A 17,421-nucleotide genomic window follows, 5' to 3' on the forward strand; every position below is an offset into this window, starting at 1 on the left:
ATCACTTCCCTAATGTCGTTCTAACAACAATGTTTACGAAAAGAGCCTTAATAAAAAAAGAGAGATAGCCCTACATTAAAGCTATCTCTCTTTTGGTTTCTATCAATGATTGGTCCCCTTTGCTTTTCGACTTCTTTTTATAAATCGTTCTACGTTCCTACCAGGTTTTAAATGGTGGAGATCCAGGAGGTGCATTAAAAATGAACTCTGTTAATGGGATTACATAAGCCATTCCAACCAGTACAAGCATCACTACAATCCAAATTCCCCATCTTTCTGTCCAATAAGGAGTTTTTGAGCTTTCCTCTTCGGTTTCAGCAATTGGGAATTCAGTTTCACCCTTTGGTGCAAAAAACATCATATTGATGACGGCATAAACTTGTAGAATAACACCTACCATCAACAAGGTGCCGCCTATGCCCAGCATTGCTAAATAAGGGTCCCATCCTAGTGCTGTTGCGTGGTCACCGTAAGTGGAGAAAGAAGTTCTCCTAGGTGAACCCAACAATCCAACACTATGCATCGCAAAAGCCATCAGGCTCATTCCTACAGTCCATATTACAGTCTGGAATATGCCCAATCTGTTCATTGTAGGTGTGAGTACTCTGTTTGATAGATGCGGAACGAGCCAATAACTGATTCCAAAGAACGTCATTGCTACCGTCATCCCTAGTGTCAAATGGAAATGGCCTGTTACCCACATAGTATTATGGACAACCTGGTTTAGTTGGTTCGTACTTTGGACAATACCACCTGCACCAGCAGGAATAAATGCTACCATCGCAATGAATGGAGCTAGAAAGCGGACATCGCCCCAAGGCATTTTTTTATACCATCCGATAAGCCCTTTTTCCCCATTGTTTCTCGCAGTTCTTTCAAAGACGGCGAATAGCGCAAATGCAGTCATCAACGAAGGAAAACCAATCGCTAGACTCATGAATACGTGCATAAATTTGACTGCTTCAGAAATTCCTGGGTCAACAATTTGATGATGGAAGCCTCCTGTTATGTTCATTACAACCAAGGATATGATTACGACGCGCGTCAGAGTATCGCTCCAACGTTTGCCACCTATTAATTTTGGTATTACGACATACCATGCAGAAACGGCAGTTAAGTACCAAATATTTACCAGAGTATGTCCAAAAGCCCAAAATAATGTCCGGGAAAGCATAACATTAATGGTTTTCATCCAGCCAAACGCCCATGGTATGATCATGAAAACCTCAATAGCTACAGGAATAGAGCTGAAGAACAAAAGAATGAATACGCCAGTAGCAAAATATGAAAGAATGGGAACGTGCTGCCCTTTATGCTTCTTCCTCCATTCAGCCACTTGGATAAACGACCCGAAAGCACACATCCAAACACCTAGGACGATAAATACCAGGCCAATATAAAACCATGGTGACGCTGCCATTGGCGGGTAAAAAGTAAACATAACAGAAGCTTGATTCAATAATATTGGAATAACGGCTATTACAAAGCCAACGATTTTCATCCCAAACCCGATCCACGCTATTTTTCTTACCTTTGGAAGCAATCCTCCGAGGTCATTGGAGAGTGCTGCGTAGAAATAGCCAATTGTAAAGAAAGCGGTTAAGACAAGAATTAGTAATATCCCGTGTGCTGTAAGTACTTGATAATAATTGAACCACGCGGGTAATTCCAATAATCCTGCACGATTTAATCCTTGTAACAATCCTAAGAAACCACCCAGTAGCAATGCTGTGAATGCGACAAATATATAGGATTTGCTTAGGGTGGCATCCTTAGGATTTAACCCAAATGCTTTCTTTGTTTTTTCTTTAAAAGTTTGCGCTGTAACTTTATTCATTTTCCACCCCTCCTTACTTCACTGTTATAGTTGTACTCATTGCTTGATGACCCGCACCGCAATACTCATTACAAAGAACCAAATAGCTTCCTGGCGTATCAAACACCTGAGTAATTTTTTGAATGTGTCCCGGAACTACCATTGTGTTTAGGTTGGTTCCTGCCACTTCAAAACCATGCACGACATCTTTTGAGGTCATGATAAAAGTGACCTTTGATCCAGCAGGCACTTCTATATTCCCTGGGTTAAAGCTGAATATTTGGAGCGTCATATCCACTTCATATTCTTTTTCTCCTACTTGTTTAATTCCTGGCTTATCAAACGGAGCAATTTGGTCAACCTTTTGCGGATCAATTGTTTCCAAATTGCTCGGTGGCCCCATTTGCAAAGCGAAGGTTTGATATCCTGTTATTAACATAAAAATCATGATGATTCCGAAACTCAATGCAAGCCAAACCTTTTCTGAACGATGCATGTTCTCTCTCCCCCTAAACTCTGGCCATAAACAGGCCGAATAGTACAAAATACGTAATGAGGATAACTCCTAAAACTACCCCTAAGGATATGAAAGTCCCCATCATGGATGATTCATTTTTCTTGCCCGACTTCTTCATGCTGTTAACTTTTGAGGATCCCATTGATCAACCAGCCCCCTTAACTTTTCTTACCCTCATCATAAATGCGAATGATTATCAGTTAAGTGAACTGCATCACACCTAAATTCATCTTTTTTCCAGTAAGGATAAATGAAAGTTTCGAAAAATGGAGAAGTATTTCTGATTATGACCGACCGAAACGCGCTATTACTAATGTTTACTGATTACTCACTGTCTCAAATTGAGTGAAAAAATAAGGAAAGAATCGCGAAAAATGATGAGAATTCAAATTTGACAAATTTGTGAATAATCAAATCCTTGGAAGTTATGGCGTGGGAGGGGTAAAAGAAAGAGAAGTTAGTAAAAGGTGAAAACAACAGATTCCTATGCCTGTAACCGAACAGGTATGTTAACAGAGTATAAAAAAGCCGTCCCGTTGTTTTGAGAACAAAACAACGAGACGACTGAATTCATTACATATTACTTAAATACTGGCAATGTAACCAGTACCATTGATAAAAAAAGCACCATAATATAATTAACCGAAAACAGAAAAACCAACCTTGCCCACTTCATATCATCTTTTGCAAAGAAGCCAAGCAAGGAAACAATTACTCCAGCCACATTCAAAAGAGATGCTATGACAATAAATGTCGTACCAAGTGATATTAAATAGAACGGTAATGGTAACAGGCAGACGGTATAAACAAAAATCTGTCGCTTGGTAACGGATAATCCATAAACAACAGGTAGCATGGCTACATTAGCAGCTTTATAATCATCATATTTTCTTATTGCAATCGCGAAAGTATGTGGCATTTGCCAGATAAACAAGATAAGAAATAGGATGATCGGAACCAATTGGAAGCTCGACTGGATCGCCGCCCAGCCAATTAAAGGTGATACAGCACCTGACACACTTCCAATCACAGTATTTAAGCTGTATCTCCGCTTTGACCAAACTGTGTATAAGACTACATAAGTGAACCAGCCTATGAATGCATAGATTGCTGATTCCATGGAAACAAACATCAGAAGAGTAAGGCCGAATATAGTCAGAAGAAGTCCAATGATGAGGACGGTTTTTAAGGAAAAATGACCTGTAACCGTAGGTCGATTTTTTGTACGGTTCATAATAGAGTCTATATCCACATCGTACCAGTTATTTATTGCAAGGGCACCTGCCATAACCAACGTGCTTCCGACCATTGTCAGCCAAAATAAATCCAAGTAACCAATAATTGAGGATCCACTAAAATGGACAGCTAACCAAAAGCCGGTAAAAACAGGCAAAACATTGGCGATTAGTACGGGTCCTTTAAAGAGTAATCTTAAGTCGTTAAGGAAGGTGGCGACATTTCGTTTATTTGATATTTCATCGTTCCATTCCTTATTCATAGAAGTCAAACCATTATTGCGCATCTGCTACTTCCCCTTAAAAAATATAATAATAGAATTATAACATAGCCCTTCCATGTTTGACTTTCCAGTTGATTCCTCTTTTCTAAAATTCTGGTTCTGTTTAATCATTGTGATATTTTCCGAAAGGCTCTGCTATAAGAAATATCCAGCGAAAAATTCTTTTGTTATTTCTTTCAATTATTTTTCCATCATTAATTTCAAAATTAACTTGTCTGTTTGCCTTGTTCCTTCATTTCCGAGCTTACAAAAGCTTTCAATACTTTTCTCCACGTCATCATGAATGAATCCATCAGTAGATTTAATTTCTTGATTGTTTAGTGCCAACAGTGCTGATTGAACCGCAACATTTGAACACGTGGAGACTTTCATGGCACAGCCAGCTTTGGCCCCATCGCAAATCATTCCTGAAACGTTTCCAATTGTATTTTGGATGGAAGCTTTAATTTGTTGTAGATGACCATCCAGTAAATAAACGATTGCACCACTGGCCCCCATTCCTGCAGCAGTTACACCGCATAAAGCAGAAAGACGACCAAATTTAGATTTTATATGTATCGTGATAAGATGACTAAGAGCGACTGCCCGAATCATCTTTTCTTCGGAAACTTGTAGTTTCTCTGCCACAGCAACAACTGGAAGTGTTACTGCTATCCCTTGGTTTCCACTTCCGGTGTTAGCCATTACCGGTAGCGTTGAACCTGCCATTCTAGCGTCTGATCCCGCGGCAGCTAAAGACATTGCAGCAGTTGCAATATCATCAGATAGAATTCCTCTTTTTACATTTTCTTTAATTGTTTTTCCTACATTTAAGCCATAATCTCCCACAAGGCCTTCCCTTCCAATGATTCTATTTAGGTCGATACTCTTTTTTACTAAAGACAAGAAGCTGACATCTACCATTTGAACCCAATCATATATTTCATCTATTGTGAGAGTTATTAAGTCCTCTTTGTCAGATTGAATGCCTATATTCTCACATCCACCCTGGTATAAAACCTTACCATCAACCTCGATTAATGTGATATTACTATGATTATCAGAAATAATCACTTTAGAAGTATTCTCTTTCGTCTTGAGAGTCACTTCAATATATAGTCTTTTCGGTGTATCGGCTTGACTACATTCAACTTTTCCTTCCTCAATAAGCTTGAGTGCTGCGTGCTCATCTTCGAAGGTAAGTCCATTTAATACTTCGAGTTTCTTATTTGGATCTCCAGCTACTGCTCCAAGGGCAGCTGCGAAATCTAAACCAGTAGAAGACATTCCAGGAATGCCGACCGCTTTAGCATTTTTTATAATATTCCCACTAACTTTTAGACTTAGCTCTTTAATCTGTCCCTTTGCATAGCTTTTTGCCGTTGCTGCCGCCAATGCAATCGCAACAGGCTCCGTACATCCAAGGGCAATCACTAATTCTTTTTCTAAAATTGATAAAATTTTGTGCTTCTCCATTATGCTACACCTACTTTTGTGAAATAACTTTTTCAAGATGATTTACATCTATTCTTTTCGGTGTATAGCCGATTAAATCCTCTTTAAATTTGATTAATAGGTAAATAGTCGCGTGTTAATATGTCCGAATAACTGACCTTTATCAATCACTTCTAAAATTAGTAGTGGAAGACGAAGTCTAAGTCTTCCTTCGAATGTATATTAAAAAATATCAAGCAAGGAGATTGAAAATGTTAAGCTTTTCCGCACAAAAAAGAGTCCTCTAAATGTTTTGGAGAACTCGTATCTAAGAATATATGCGGATTTTGAAACCATTACTCGCTCTTCAATGGGATTTCCAAAACATCTGTCTCTGATCCATCTTTGGCCGAATAAGTGAACAATTCTAACTTGGTTCCTTCATTTACAACAAGTTCCTTAGATATGGTAATTGAGAATTCACCCCATGCAGGCGCACCGTCTGTTTGATAGTACTCTTCCTTTAATATTTCTTTCCCAACAACTACCGCGTAATGAAAGACGCCTTCAAATACTCTTGCTTTTCCCTTAATGACTAGATTTTCGTTATTTTCAACAATTGTAACTTCCTTAAATGCATCATTTTCATAGAGTTTTGGCGGTATATCACTTTTTTCTTTCTCTGCATCTTTGTCGATGATAGTAGGATTATTTTTAACATCCTCTTGGTTTTCATTTCCATGGTTACAAGCCCTAAAATAGAGGATAGATAAAATAATCATCAGTGAAATAGAGATTAGCTTTTTCACATCCTGACTCCCTTTCTTTTTGTTATTCACCCATAATAATTGTCCTTCATGAAAAAATAGACTAAACTTATCTTTGGATTTAATTCTCTTTTCCACAAAATCAATTAGAAAGAAGGTTTCCACGTGCCATACAGAATCAAAGACACAATGATATCAGAAACTGAAATTTCGAAGCGTGTGAAAGAATTAGCGAAAGAGATTGAAAAAGATTTCAACAATGAACCAATTGTCTTAGTTATTGTTTTAAAAGGATCTTTTGTATTTGCAGCCGATTTAATTAGGGAATTGAAAGGCGATGTCAAAGTCGATTTCATCTCCATTTCTAGCTATAGTGACCAAACGGAGACCACTGGTAAGGTTAAGCTATTAAAGGATTTGGACGCGAATATTACAGATAAGAATGTAGTTGTTATTGAAGATATTATAGATAGCGGTCTTACATTACATTTCTTACGTGATCATTTACAATTACATAAGCCGAAAAACATTAAGATTTGTACCCTTTTAGATAAGCCAGAGAGAAGAAAAGTAGATATGAAGGTTGACTACGTAGGATTTGTCATTCCTGACGAATTCATTGTCGGATATGGAATTGACTTTGCGCAGAGATATAGGAATTTACCGTATATCGCAACTGTTGAGGAATATTAGAAGTTTTTAAAAGTATCAAGGTTGATGTTCCTACTAATGGGAGCATCAACCTTTTTAAATTAAGCTCTGTTATACTTGCCAGCTGATTTCTGTTCTAGGAGCTTCCTTTCCGCTCCAATCAACAATTTTTCAAAATCAACAATGAGTTTTAGCAGATCCTTACTGTATTATATTATTCCTCAACTTAGTAAACTTCCCTTCATCCAAGGGCGATTTCGGTAAGGACCGATCGGAATTTGAATCAAGCTAGTTTTACCTTGTTGCCCCAAGTTATAAATTTCATCACTTTGTATTGTATCAAAACCAAGAAGTGGATGTCCTCCTAACCCTAATGCAGAGGCAGTTAAAAGTAACCTTTGCACAAGCATACCGGCTTCCATTTGTTGTATTCGATATCCTCTTAAACCAAGAGCCATTTTTGAGTAGTCTCTGGTTCCCGCTAAATGGAGACATAATGGCACTTGGTACAAATTCACATTATCCATACTCATTCCTTTTTGTAACGAGACCCTATGATCACCAGGTAATATCTGTTGTAACGAATGTTCTCTGCTGTCATAGTAATATGCACCATTAGCAATGCCTTCAACATTATACAGACAGCCATATAGTGAAACACGAGGTTTGTGACAAAAAGGTATTTCATCCAAGTCATTCCTATAAGAGAAGGTAGCTAGTACTTCTTGGAGCAGATTCGCCAATTGTGATTGACTTATCCTTCCCAAAACAAAATCCATGTCCGGAGAGAATCGCTTACGGCAGACGGAAGCCAAATCATACTGCGTGGATTTCACATGAGGAAGAGGTATTAATTCTCCATCATTAACTCTCGGCTCTTTTCCCTCTATACGCCGAAAAAGTCTTGGTGAATCCATCATGGACGCTACATTCATTTTGATTAACATCGGATAATCTTTCATTCTCTGTGAACGGACGTAATGCTTTGTCTTAATTGCTATCAACTCTCGGCACAGTTCAGCTGAAGTGACAAATCCGTCTTTTTCACTGCCGTTTGTGGACCAATTCGTTGGTTCCACAGAAAGCGGGATAACAGAATAAACACTCTCATCATTTTCTGAGATTCCAATCAAATGGTTCATTGCCTCGTCAAGAAATTGGTAGTATACCCCCGCAGCAAAGCCAAATCGTTTCGCTACTTCTAATAACTGTCCCATCAGCACACCAGTATCCAACCCCTGGAGACGATAGGAGAAATTGTTGTACTTAAAGAAATTCTTCCAAAACATGGTCGATACAAAAACAGTTCCAAAACAAGAAGGCACGTCACAGCGATTACCAAGAGCTCTGTTAATATATGAATCGTAATTGCCTTCCCGCAACAATACCAGTCTGTGGTGCGCCACATCATAATGATATACCCCAGTTGGCAAATCCTCTACCTTTAAATACACGTATAATTCGTTTGGATACAATCCACCACCAGAAGGAGCAAATCTCCGAAAAGACTGCATGAGTTCCGTTTTTTGTTCAGCTGAATCTGACGAAAAGATCGATTGACTCAATTGAGTGATTCCGTACACATACCAGAGGAAATGACCCACTTTACGTAGATTTGGTTTTGCCGGAAGTTCCGAAACTTCCAATGTCAGCGGTATATCCAGAGATAATGGAACGACAGGTAATCCACGATAGAGCTTATATGGAAGCGGTGAGTCTTCCCAATCGACTTCCCAGTTTGACACGTTTGCTTTGTCGATATCAAATTGTAGATTGTGCAAAAATTCCTCTAGACTCATCCTCCTACCTCCTAGTCACCGCTTATGGGAAGGGATGCGGATACGGATTGAGTTCATCAACCGTTAATGTTTCTTTCCTATATCCTAATTGCTTAGGTACCTCTAACACTCTATCTAGTCCTGAAACACGGGTAAGATGATGACCAAAAGTCATTGGCAGCATGCCCGGAATAAGGACTTTCACACAATACAGTCCGTTTCGAATCGTCTCCGATGTCGATTGATCAACCACAATGACATCCATGTCCAGTCCTCGAAAAACTTGAATGAGGTCCTTTAGATCATCTGTTAGGTCTGTATGTTTTGACTTCCAATTAAATTCCTCATCAAATGTGCGCATCGGACGATCATCTTCCATTAAGAATTTAAAGCGTTCTTCTGCTTCCTGCAAGCCATACAGCATGCCATGATCATCCATCTGTCGCACCCGAGAAGAATCATAAAACATTTGCTCATACTCCTCGCGGTTTGCCTCAAACTTATCATCTAGTGTCAGCATCATGCCAGCCAACTCATGAATGGCACTCTTCACTGCGCGAACTGGGTCAAGATGAGCGCCCGCTGCACAAATGAGATTCAATCCCTTTTGCTTTCTGTTTTTCGCCAATGCCATGATACTCGGAATGCCGTTCTCCATCGTTGAGTTATAGAGATATAGATCATATCCAGCAACGGCTCGCATCCTCTCAATCATTAACTGTAACTCTTCGTCTTTAGCTGAAGATGGATCAAGTCGAGGGAGATTCATCCGCGAGTACCAAGTCATCAGAAATGAATCACGCTCCACCACTTCCATAATCCCGTAGAAAATGGACTCTTCAAGGCTTCCGCCTAACGCACATCCGTTGGAAGTTTCATAGACAAATCCGCTAGACCCACAGCCTAAGCTGTAATAGGCGAGTAACTCTGGAACCAATATTGAACGCTCTTGCAAAAAAGAATATCCCCACACCCAGTTCATAGGGTGATCAAGATTAAATTCCTTAAAAGGAAAACCCTGCCGCTGATATTGTTCTTTTTCGTGTACACCAACGCTAATAGGATCTAATGCATAATCTTTCAAATTAGTGTAACTATCATAAACTACTGTTTGTTTCCCCCTTGGCTGAATTCCGCAGTACCGCTCCAGACCTTCCAATATTGCAGTCAACTCACTTACCGCATAGGAGTTAGTCCGTCCTGCTGTCCCTTCGTCCCCATCGAACAAAGGCAAATTAACACTCACATCTGCAAATGGTGGAACAAGATTATACATTTTTCCATTCAAAAGCCCTGTACGATGATCTAGATAATCTTTTACCAGAACTTTATTCAATTCATCCAGCGAACGGCTTCGGTAACTGTCAGCGCTGACTTTTGGACTAGCCTTCAGGGATATGCGTGCCAAAGATGAAGTATCTTTCGGTAATCGACTACAAACCGAACATAATGGGACTGGCAAAAAGGGATGCCATGAACTCTTTAAAGTTTTTAGACTGATGAGGCATATATGTCCTTCAGAAAAAACCTTTTCGCCGCTTAAGATTCTTTGTACCTCCGCCGTGAGAAGGTACGCTATTTGTAAAATTCCTGTACGCGAGGCCCATGCTTCCTGTCGCACTCCACGGTCAGCTTCTAAATTTTTTTGCATCTGCCACATCTCTTTACGATCGTTTCCAGTCATATGTCGACGCAAATCTGCACATTGAGAGCACCCTGGCGAATTGGGGCGTACCAATGGTCCTATCACACCCTCTCCGAATGAAACAAAGCCTCTCAGCCAAGGGGTATTAGTTGCCCTAAACACTTCTTCTGCTTTTATATGAATAGAGGGATTCCAAGAATCATTTAAAACCAAAGCCAAATCAGCTTTCACCTGCAAGATTGACTCAAGATCAGACTGGCGAACGACCATGTATCGAGATGACAGTTCCTCACATAAGAGGTCAGTCAACACCCCTTTTCCGACTATCAAGACGAGATCACTCACCCTAATCCCTCCCCGCGAACACATACGGCAAAGACTCCTGCCATTTCCTCTTTTAAAAAAGGCTCGAGCCCTAATTCATAGACTGCTAGTTTCTTACCATTCCTCTCCAAGACTTCTATAGCATCCAACAAGATTTCAGTTTGAATCCTTGCTTTACATTCAGGGATATCAAGGCTTCTAGTTACCTTTTCGTCAAGAAGTACAGACGGTACAGTCAAAGCACGTGAAGTGAAGGGATTTTCGTTGTTTTGCAGTTTAAAAAGTGCCTGTTGCAAAGATCTTCGTAAGGCCATCGTAATATTCAAATCCACACTACCAAACCACCCGTCACTCGTACCGATCCATACAACTGGGAACCCTGATACATCCTTCCCTAAACCAACAATCGGTTTTTCCAGCATTGTTGCCAGTGATTGCAAATAAAAATTGCATCGCTCATCCTCTACAGTATTCAAATGTACGCGAGAGACCGTATACTTAGGATTTGCCTTCTCTTCCCTCAAATCATCTGCCAAACAGCTTTGCAATCCTCGGTAAACACTTTCCACAAATGTTTTACCTGCTCCAAGCCCAACAAATTCTCGCAATTGAATAATCCTCTCTGCTCCCGTCATAAAAGGTACAGGGGTATCTAGGATATCGACAAGACGTGATACATACGCTTCAATACCAGTTAATCCTGCTTCTCTTCTTGCCTCCTCATGGGTTAGTCCTGTAATGACGATCTCCTGCAACAGCTTGGTTGGGCCATCTGACAATGGGTCAACTACTTGAACTCGACACTGAGCCAATGGCAATTGCTTTAAATCTCCTTCCTCCCATATATGAAAAATCCCGGTTTGCTTAGATGTTAACTCGTTGAAGTAAAGGAGTAATTTATCTGACTCCCCATTACCTGAATCGCGTTCAAGCAATCTCTCGAAATCTTCGACCAAATTAGCTGAAGGTAGTCCTGTTACAAGTGGGTGAGGCAAGAACGAGTGCCAATTTCCTTCCATCGTTTCCAAGTTAAGCAGAAAAAATTGATTCTTCTGTTCCCGATCCTTTACTCCAGTAATGTCTTTATACAAGTCAAACACGATCAAATTAGCTAACATAGCACCGGCTATAGGAGAGAAGCCTGATGATGGCTCATGATTTGAGAGAACGGATTGGTGCATACGGCGCCAAGCAGACTCCCAACACGCGTCTGAGTCTGGTCTCACTAACGGCCCCGCCATCCCCATTTGCTCTATGCATACTGAGGGGAGAAACACTTTCTTTAATTCTTTACAAATAACATGAAGATTTCGCAGTTCCTCCACATCACTTCCTTCTGAAACATATAGTATCGAATCAAACGGTTTCACAATTTCCCTCCAGTAACTCGCCCGGTCTTCCTTTAAGACCATTTCCTCTACGAATACCTCAGCGTCTGTTTTACGAGCATGTGCCACAAGTTCCTTCAACCTCTTTCTATTGGTCGGAACAGTTTCTGTGATGAGTACTTTGAAATTCGGTAAACCCGATTCTAACAAAGAAGAAACTAAAGATACTAAAAATGGACCAGAGCCAATTGCCAATACCTTAGACTGGCGATATTCTTGGAAACGGTAAGCTCCAGAATCTACAAGATTATCAACAAATTCAATTTGAGATGCATATTTTTCAAGAATCTTTTCTTTCAAATGATGTGGACGATCTTGGCTTACATCTTTAACAAATCCATTCCGATATAGTGTTCCGGCAATTTCATACACCCTATCTCTGTAAGCTTCCGGCAAACCATTTGTCAAATACTCCAAGGTATTTTCCCCATTGAACATAGGAATCAGCTTTTCAACCCACTTTTCAATCATACTTCCTTCCATTCGAAAAGAACTTAAGTTATTCCGAAAATATACACCCCTATTTTCATCTGGGAGAAAAAACATGTCCCTTTTTACTTTCAGACGCATAGAAGGGTTAAGCTTTTCCATTTCGTACCTCCTTAGACGTAGCTCTCATTGTTCATGATTCTCATCCCTATTATTCTATGTAACGCAATTTGTCCCATATGTTCAACGATAAAGAGAAAAGCCCTTCTACCATAAGTAGGGGCTCTTCTTGAGTTAACCGAAATTTTGTTCGAAACCTAAAATTATTAGCGCTTACAGCGACCGCCACCGCCACAATTACCACCACAGCGGCCTCCACCACCGCAATTGCCTCCACAACGGTGTCCACCACAATTGCCTCCACAAGATGAACAACCAAAGCAGCTGAAACAACGGAAACAATTTGAGCAGTTAAAACAATTGAAACAGCTAAAACAATTAAAACAATTAAAACAACTAAAACCACCAATTGTACCAACACCGATAAACTGGCGATCCTGATCTGTATAGTACTGGTTTGGATCCCAAGAAACTGCCTGAGTTGCTTGGTAATCCCCTAAGTTCAGCATTTGGAGTTCTCTTTGAAAATCATTCATTTTTGTAACCTCCTGTAGTATAAAAACAAGCCCTATAAACCCTTTAAAACTTCAATTAAAGAGCTTAATTGAAAATATAACTTCTAATGTATTTAATACTCCCCAACAAAATATGTGAAATGGGTGGGTATTGCTACTAATACAAAAGCCTATTTTATTGGAGATTTGCAAATACCGTAAAACGAAGAAAGAGTACTAACATGAATAGTAGTCCAATTCATTGAAATTCAAGCGAAGTTTCTTTCTGAAATAATTTCATTGTCATTTCTTAAAATGAACCTAAAGACTACATATAAAAATTTCTTAGTGAATATTAATTAAAGAATATGAGTTAAATAAAGGGGTGAAACGATGTCTAATTCATTTGTATCCCAATCCTTAGATGAAATTCGTTTTTGGTCAAGGATTATGAAGGAACATGCGTTATTCTTAAGTCTCGGTTTTAGTTATGATGATAAACAATTGATAGAAGAAGCAAAGCAATTCATTCCAGTATTTCAAAGAATTGAAGAAGAACTAAGTAATTTCAATGTAAACTCTGATCCTCAGCAAATTATTAAGTTTAATAATCAAGTTTACCAAGCAGCCGTTTCTATTTGGGCTTATAAAAGAAAAGTTCTCGGTCTAACATTGCAGTGTAAAATTAGATCCAACAATTACGCATTATTAATTGACCATACAAGTAGGGAGGCAGCTTATTTCGCTAAACGCTTGAAAGAATTAAATGCGGGAAAATTGAAACCCTTACCGGAGGCAATTATAAAAGAAAATGTTTTCTTTCTAAAAATTATGGCAGACCACTCAAAATTTATCGGTCATCTACTTGATCCTTCTGAAAGAAAGCTAGTTGAACAAGCAAGGGAATTCAGCCATGACTTTGATCAACTGCTTTATCAAGCGATGGACTTAGATCACATGCGTCCTCAATCTGAAACTAAACCAATATTAGATCAATTTCTTGATCAAAACCGGGTGTCAGTAGCCTCTCTAAGGGACTTTAAGAAGACCGCGAGAGATTTAATTGAAGCATGCAGAATAAAGAGCAATATTCATCCCCTTCTTGCAGATCATGTTTTCCGTGAAGCTGAGAGATTTCTTCATGTTATTGATAGGTTTGAAGCCAGCCTTACTTCAACAAACGGTTGAATTTACCGCTGAATGCTTTGTCATAATTCACTATTTATATAAGAAGAAGTCGCTTTCCTTTATTAAAAAACCAGAGTGGAATACCACACTGGTTTTTTAAATTATCTTTTCAGTTTCCGATTTTTCTAACTCAACATGGTAAACAGTCACTTTATTCATACCAGTATGGAATTAAATTAAGTGCAGCTAAAACAATTAGTTATAAATTAATTCTTTAAAGGAAAGATAATATATAAAACAACCGAGGTAATGGCGTAATTACTCTCCCAATCAAAATTAACCTTAATCTATCTCTTAGAAACACATATCTCTAGATCTAAATCCATAGTCCAATGGAGTGAATGTATTGAGGAATAGTAAACGAATTCATTTAGTATTACTTTTAATCGTAACTTCCGTATTCATCTGGTCATTAATAAAGCCAGAAGGTTACCTCATATGGTCTTTGGAAGCACTTCCTGCTGTAGTGGTTCTGATCACTGCAATCCTCCTATATAATAAGTTTCGCCTGACGACGCTATCGTATTTCATCATTGCAATTCTTTCGATATGGATGTTCATCGGTGCACATTATACATATTCTAAAGTGCCGCTCTTTAGTTGGATAAAAGATTATTTTGAGTTAAAGCGGAATCATTATGATCGGGTAGGACACTTCCTAAAAGGATTATCTGCAATTGTCATTAGAGAAATATTCATACGTATGACACCACTTAAAAAAGGGCCGTGGCTAACTTCGGTTACTTTAAGCTTTGCACTAGCGATTGGCGCTTTATATGAGATTATCGAATGGCTAGCATCCAAAGTCTCCAAAGGTGGAAAGGCTTCTAAACAGTTTTTAGGAACGCAAGGTGATAATTGGGATTCTCAATGGGACATGTCGCTAACATTTATAGGCTCTATTGTGGCTTTGCTAATTCTATCAAAGTTACACAATAAGCTTTTAGTTAAAAAGGGGATTTCCATCGAACAAAAGAATAATCGTTAAAAATATGTACGTATTTCATATCCATATTCAATCGTCCTGGCTGGTTTCCTACCAGCCTTTTGCATGCATAAATCAAATAAAAGTTTAGGGGAAATAAGCCTATCCCCTAAACCTAATCATTTTCCTATCATTCATTCTTCTTCGATCCAATCATACCGTAATCCTTTATCGTTATATTGACATCATATGTTATGGGAATCTCACTAAATTCCTTATCCCAATCCTTTCTCACATCTTCCCAAACCTTTGGGTACTTAATTCGTAATTGGTTGCCAAATCCCGCAACATCAACTTTGTACCCTTTTTGCATCTTTTTTGTGACGGTCTCTACCAATCGTTTCACTTCTTTTTCGGCAGCTTTTTCAATATGTTTTACATTCTTATTCTTAAACGCAGGTTTTAAATAAGGATTCCAATATTCAGCAATTCTTCCCTCAGATTCAATCTTTACTGTGAATGAAATCCTGTTTCCTTTCACATGTGGCTGTATCTTGCTCTTCATTGTCTCTATTTCATAGTATGTTGCCCTTTCACCTGCTTTTTCATAGGCTTTTACAGCACCCCCCTTTCCTTCTCCTGTTATCCAAGAAATACCTTCAACCTCTTTCTTATTCAAAGACCCGACCATTTTATTTGTTTTACCGTGAATAATGGCAGCTCCAATAAACTCCACTTCACCTTTGGAAGAATCGAGTCGCTGCAAGAGAAAACTGGTCCCTGAATTCATTGTCCCCCATATCTTCATTAAAGAAGTATGTCTCAATATTCGTGTAGTCAGCTCCTGATTCGCAATTTCTACGATGCGTAATGCAGGAATAACGCCTGGTTCTTTCGTTTCAAGAACTTGATCGGCTGGCCCTTTCGATATAAAAATAAGCGTACTGCCTCTTATATCTATATCCCGAAAGTACAAATCCGTAAATTCTCTCAAATTTCGTTCTCTTGCTAATGCTTCACCTATAATGACCGTTTTTTGATGAGAACCAAAAATGATGCCTTCCCTCTTTAATGTCGTTTCCCATCCTGTAGGTTCTAATGCAATCCCATTTTCAGACACATTTATATATGGTTTTTGTGGTGTCGGCGCGCTTGAGTTATTCCCTATCGCTTTTGGGATTACATATTGGAGAGTGCTTCTTAATTTCCCATCTCCATCCTTATCAATAGCTGACCCTGTTATGAAATTAAGATCATCAATCGGCTTACTACTCCAGCAACCTGTAAGCAGGAAAATGACAAGAGCAATTATTAAAACAAGGTGATATGGTCGAGTTTGGTTATATTTTTGCATGTTTTCTTTCCTTCACCATTGAGATTAACAAAAGTAAAATGGGTATAAAACAAAACAAGTAAAAAGCAAAATTCCCGATCATTCCTCCCATTTTGAATACACCATTGATATTCTTTGGAATCATGGCAATGAAATAAATGACAGGTACTGAAACATAAATAAATGGGTGGGGACTTTTTCCAAAAACCTGAGCCAAACCTAGTACTGCAGCAAAAAGTGCAATGATATAGGTAGCAAAAATTTGCATAATCCATATCACTAGAAGGAGTGAATCAAAGCGTTCAAATAGGAGACCCTTAATTTCAAAACTTCGAACAAAAGTTAGTACGGGCCAAGTTTGTGATAAAACTCCGTCTATAGATAATGCACCTATGACCATTACCACTGTAATGGTATAGAAGATGATAGGCCCTCCTACACCAAGTAATACTAATCTTTTTGGTTTATTTTTTTCTTTCATAAACATAAAAATGATGAGGATAATTTCGAAGCCTGCAAAAGATAGCGATGTCGTCGTGAGCCCTTTAACAACCGGCATAACACCCATCCCTAATACTGGTCGAATATTATCAACTTCAAATATACTTATTCCTAGAAACATAACTACTAGAAAGAAGAGAACCGTTATCGGAAAAATAATCTCTAACATACGTGCAATTGAATTGATACCCCCCATTACCAAGTAGAAACCAATCCAAAGAAACGGCATCATTACAGCCCATGTAGGAGTACCCTGTAACAAAAATAATCTTGTGGTCTCTGCCATAGCTCGAACCTCAAAAGCAGAAAGTCCAATGTAATATGCTACTACAATAAGACTGAGCAAAGACCCTAACCATTTGCCAATAAGTTTTTGATTAAATTGATAGAATGTTTCGCTTGGGTATCTTTGGCATAATTTAAAAATTAAAAACACCATAAACATGATAAATATCCCACTAACTATGACTGCGATCCAAGAATCAGGCGTTTTTATTTTTTCCGTTGTTATTCTAGGTAAGGTCAAGATCCCTGCACCAAATATAAAATTTGAGATAAACATGACAGCTTGCGATGTCGTTATTCGATCTATAGGATTGGTATTCATAGTAGT

Annotated in this window: 15 protein-coding genes; 3 read left to right on the plus strand and 12 right to left on the minus strand. The window is 38.7% G+C overall.

The annotated features are described in order from the left end of the window. Nucleotides 1-157: 157 nt before the first annotated feature. The 6 genes from BMZ31_RS10795 to BMZ31_RS10815 all read right to left on the minus strand — a co-directional run bounded on the left by BMZ31_RS10795 (nt 158) and on the right by BMZ31_RS10815 (nt 6,074). On the minus strand, nt 158-1,837 hold the full coding sequence (locus tag BMZ31_RS10795) for a cbb3-type cytochrome c oxidase subunit I (RefSeq protein WP_090831750.1): 1,680 nt from the start codon (nt 1,835-1,837) through the stop codon (nt 158-160). Nucleotides 1,838-1,850: 13 nt separating this feature from the next. Beyond that, a complete protein-coding gene (locus BMZ31_RS10800; protein ID WP_090831751.1) occupies nt 1,851-2,312 on the minus strand; it encodes a cytochrome c oxidase subunit II in 462 nt (153 codons plus the stop codon). Nucleotides 2,313-2,325: 13 nt separating this feature from the next. Beyond that, the gene (locus BMZ31_RS20535) at nt 2,326-2,475 is read right to left on the minus strand and encodes a hypothetical protein (protein ID WP_175480292.1); all 150 of its coding nucleotides are present in this window, start codon (nt 2,473-2,475) and stop codon (nt 2,326-2,328) included. A gap of 438 nt (nt 2,476-2,913) precedes the next feature. Next, nucleotides 2,914-3,831 (minus strand): heme o synthase, encoded by a 918-nt coding sequence (cyoE, locus tag BMZ31_RS10805; RefSeq protein WP_090832008.1) that lies wholly within the window; start codon nt 3,829-3,831, stop codon nt 2,914-2,916. Between the two features lie 201 nt (nt 3,832-4,032). Continuing rightward, a complete protein-coding gene (locus tag BMZ31_RS10810; RefSeq protein WP_090831752.1) occupies nt 4,033-5,307 on the minus strand; it encodes an L-cysteine desulfidase family protein in 1,275 nt (424 codons plus the stop codon). 314 nt (nt 5,308-5,621) lie between these two features. Then, nucleotides 5,622-6,074 carry a Gmad2 immunoglobulin-like domain-containing protein gene (locus BMZ31_RS10815; RefSeq protein ID WP_139205940.1) on the minus strand — a complete coding sequence of 151 codons (453 nt, stop codon included), beginning with the start codon at nt 6,072-6,074 and terminating at the stop codon, nt 5,622-5,624. A gap of 123 nt (nt 6,075-6,197) precedes the next feature. On the opposite strand from BMZ31_RS10815, the gene hpt reads away from it, so the two are divergent. Next, complete coding sequence (gene hpt / locus BMZ31_RS10820) at nt 6,198-6,725, plus strand: hypoxanthine phosphoribosyltransferase (protein ID WP_090831754.1); 528 nt, start codon at nt 6,198-6,200, stop codon at nt 6,723-6,725. Nucleotides 6,726-6,904: 179 nt separating this feature from the next. Here the strand turns inward: hpt and BMZ31_RS10825 are convergent, their stop codons facing one another. From BMZ31_RS10825 to BMZ31_RS10840, 4 genes are all read right to left on the minus strand, one after another. Beyond that, nucleotides 6,905-8,482, minus strand: a complete 1,578-nt coding sequence (locus BMZ31_RS10825; protein WP_090831755.1) for a SagB family peptide dehydrogenase — start codon at nt 8,480-8,482, stop codon at nt 6,905-6,907. 22 nt (nt 8,483-8,504) lie between these two features. After that, nucleotides 8,505-10,451 carry a TOMM precursor leader peptide-binding protein gene (locus tag BMZ31_RS10830; protein ID WP_090831756.1) on the minus strand — a complete coding sequence of 649 codons (1,947 nt, stop codon included), beginning with the start codon at nt 10,449-10,451 and terminating at the stop codon, nt 8,505-8,507. After that, nucleotides 10,448-12,409, minus strand: a complete 1,962-nt coding sequence (locus tag BMZ31_RS10835) for a putative thiazole-containing bacteriocin maturation protein (RefSeq protein WP_090831757.1) — start codon at nt 12,407-12,409, stop codon at nt 10,448-10,450. The genes BMZ31_RS10830 and BMZ31_RS10835 overlap by 4 nt, the downstream gene beginning before the upstream one ends. A gap of 164 nt (nt 12,410-12,573) precedes the next feature. Next, the gene (locus BMZ31_RS10840; RefSeq protein WP_090831758.1) at nt 12,574-12,903 is read right to left on the minus strand and encodes a heterocycloanthracin/sonorensin family bacteriocin; all 330 of its coding nucleotides are present in this window, start codon (nt 12,901-12,903) and stop codon (nt 12,574-12,576) included. 351 nt (nt 12,904-13,254) lie between these two features. Here BMZ31_RS10840 and BMZ31_RS10845 point away from each other — a divergent pair, with 351 nt between their 5' ends. Both BMZ31_RS10845 and BMZ31_RS10850 read left to right on the plus strand, forming a co-directional pair. Further along, a complete protein-coding gene (locus BMZ31_RS10845) occupies nt 13,255-14,049 on the plus strand; it encodes a DUF2935 domain-containing protein (RefSeq protein ID WP_090831759.1) in 795 nt (264 codons plus the stop codon). A 346-nt stretch (nt 14,050-14,395) separates the two neighbouring features. Beyond that, a complete protein-coding gene (locus BMZ31_RS10850; protein ID WP_090831760.1) occupies nt 14,396-15,037 on the plus strand; it encodes a DUF2238 domain-containing protein in 642 nt (213 codons plus the stop codon). Nucleotides 15,038-15,164: 127 nt separating this feature from the next. Here the strand turns inward: BMZ31_RS10850 and BMZ31_RS10855 are convergent, their stop codons facing one another. Both BMZ31_RS10855 and BMZ31_RS10860 read right to left on the minus strand, forming a co-directional pair. Beyond that, nucleotides 15,165-16,328, minus strand: coding sequence for a Ger(x)C family spore germination protein (locus BMZ31_RS10855; protein ID WP_090831761.1), 1,164 nt, complete (start codon nt 16,326-16,328; stop codon nt 15,165-15,167). Further along, entirely contained in the window at nt 16,315-17,415 is a 1,101-nt protein-coding gene (locus BMZ31_RS10860) for a GerAB/ArcD/ProY family transporter (protein ID WP_090831762.1), read from the minus strand. The genes BMZ31_RS10855 and BMZ31_RS10860 overlap by 14 nt, the downstream gene beginning before the upstream one ends. Nucleotides 17,416-17,421 lie beyond the last annotated feature (6 nt).

This window comes from Bacillus sp. cl95 (assembly GCF_900115925.1).
Classification (GTDB): domain Bacteria; phylum Bacillota; class Bacilli; order Bacillales; family Cytobacillaceae; genus Neobacillus_A.

Coding starts and splice junctions, on each gene's coding strand:
- BMZ31_RS10860 (WP_090831762.1), bottom strand. CDS start 17,415: ATGAATACCAATCCTATAGATCGAATAACGACATCGCAAGCTGTCATG.
- cyoE (WP_090832008.1), bottom strand. CDS start 3,831: ATGAATAAGGAATGGAACGATGAAATATCAAATAAACGAAATGTCGCC.
- BMZ31_RS10795 (WP_090831750.1), bottom strand. CDS start 1,837: ATGAATAAAGTTACAGCGCAAACTTTTAAAGAAAAAACAAAGAAAGCA.
- BMZ31_RS10845 (WP_090831759.1), top strand. CDS start 13,255: ATGTCTAATTCATTTGTATCCCAATCCTTAGATGAAATTCGTTTTTGG.
- BMZ31_RS10835 (WP_090831757.1), bottom strand. CDS start 12,409: ATGGAAAAGCTTAACCCTTCTATGCGTCTGAAAGTAAAAAGGGACATG.
- BMZ31_RS10840 (WP_090831758.1), bottom strand. CDS start 12,903: ATGAATGATTTTCAAAGAGAACTCCAAATGCTGAACTTAGGGGATTAC.
- BMZ31_RS10855 (WP_090831761.1), bottom strand. CDS start 16,328: ATGCAAAAATATAACCAAACTCGACCATATCACCTTGTTTTAATAATT.
- BMZ31_RS10800 (WP_090831751.1), bottom strand. CDS start 2,312: ATGCATCGTTCAGAAAAGGTTTGGCTTGCATTGAGTTTCGGAATCATC.
- BMZ31_RS20535 (WP_175480292.1), bottom strand. CDS start 2,475: ATGGGATCCTCAAAAGTTAACAGCATGAAGAAGTCGGGCAAGAAAAAT.
- BMZ31_RS10825 (WP_090831755.1), bottom strand. CDS start 8,482: ATGAGTCTAGAGGAATTTTTGCACAATCTACAATTTGATATCGACAAA.
- BMZ31_RS10810 (WP_090831752.1), bottom strand. CDS start 5,307: ATGGAGAAGCACAAAATTTTATCAATTTTAGAAAAAGAATTAGTGATT.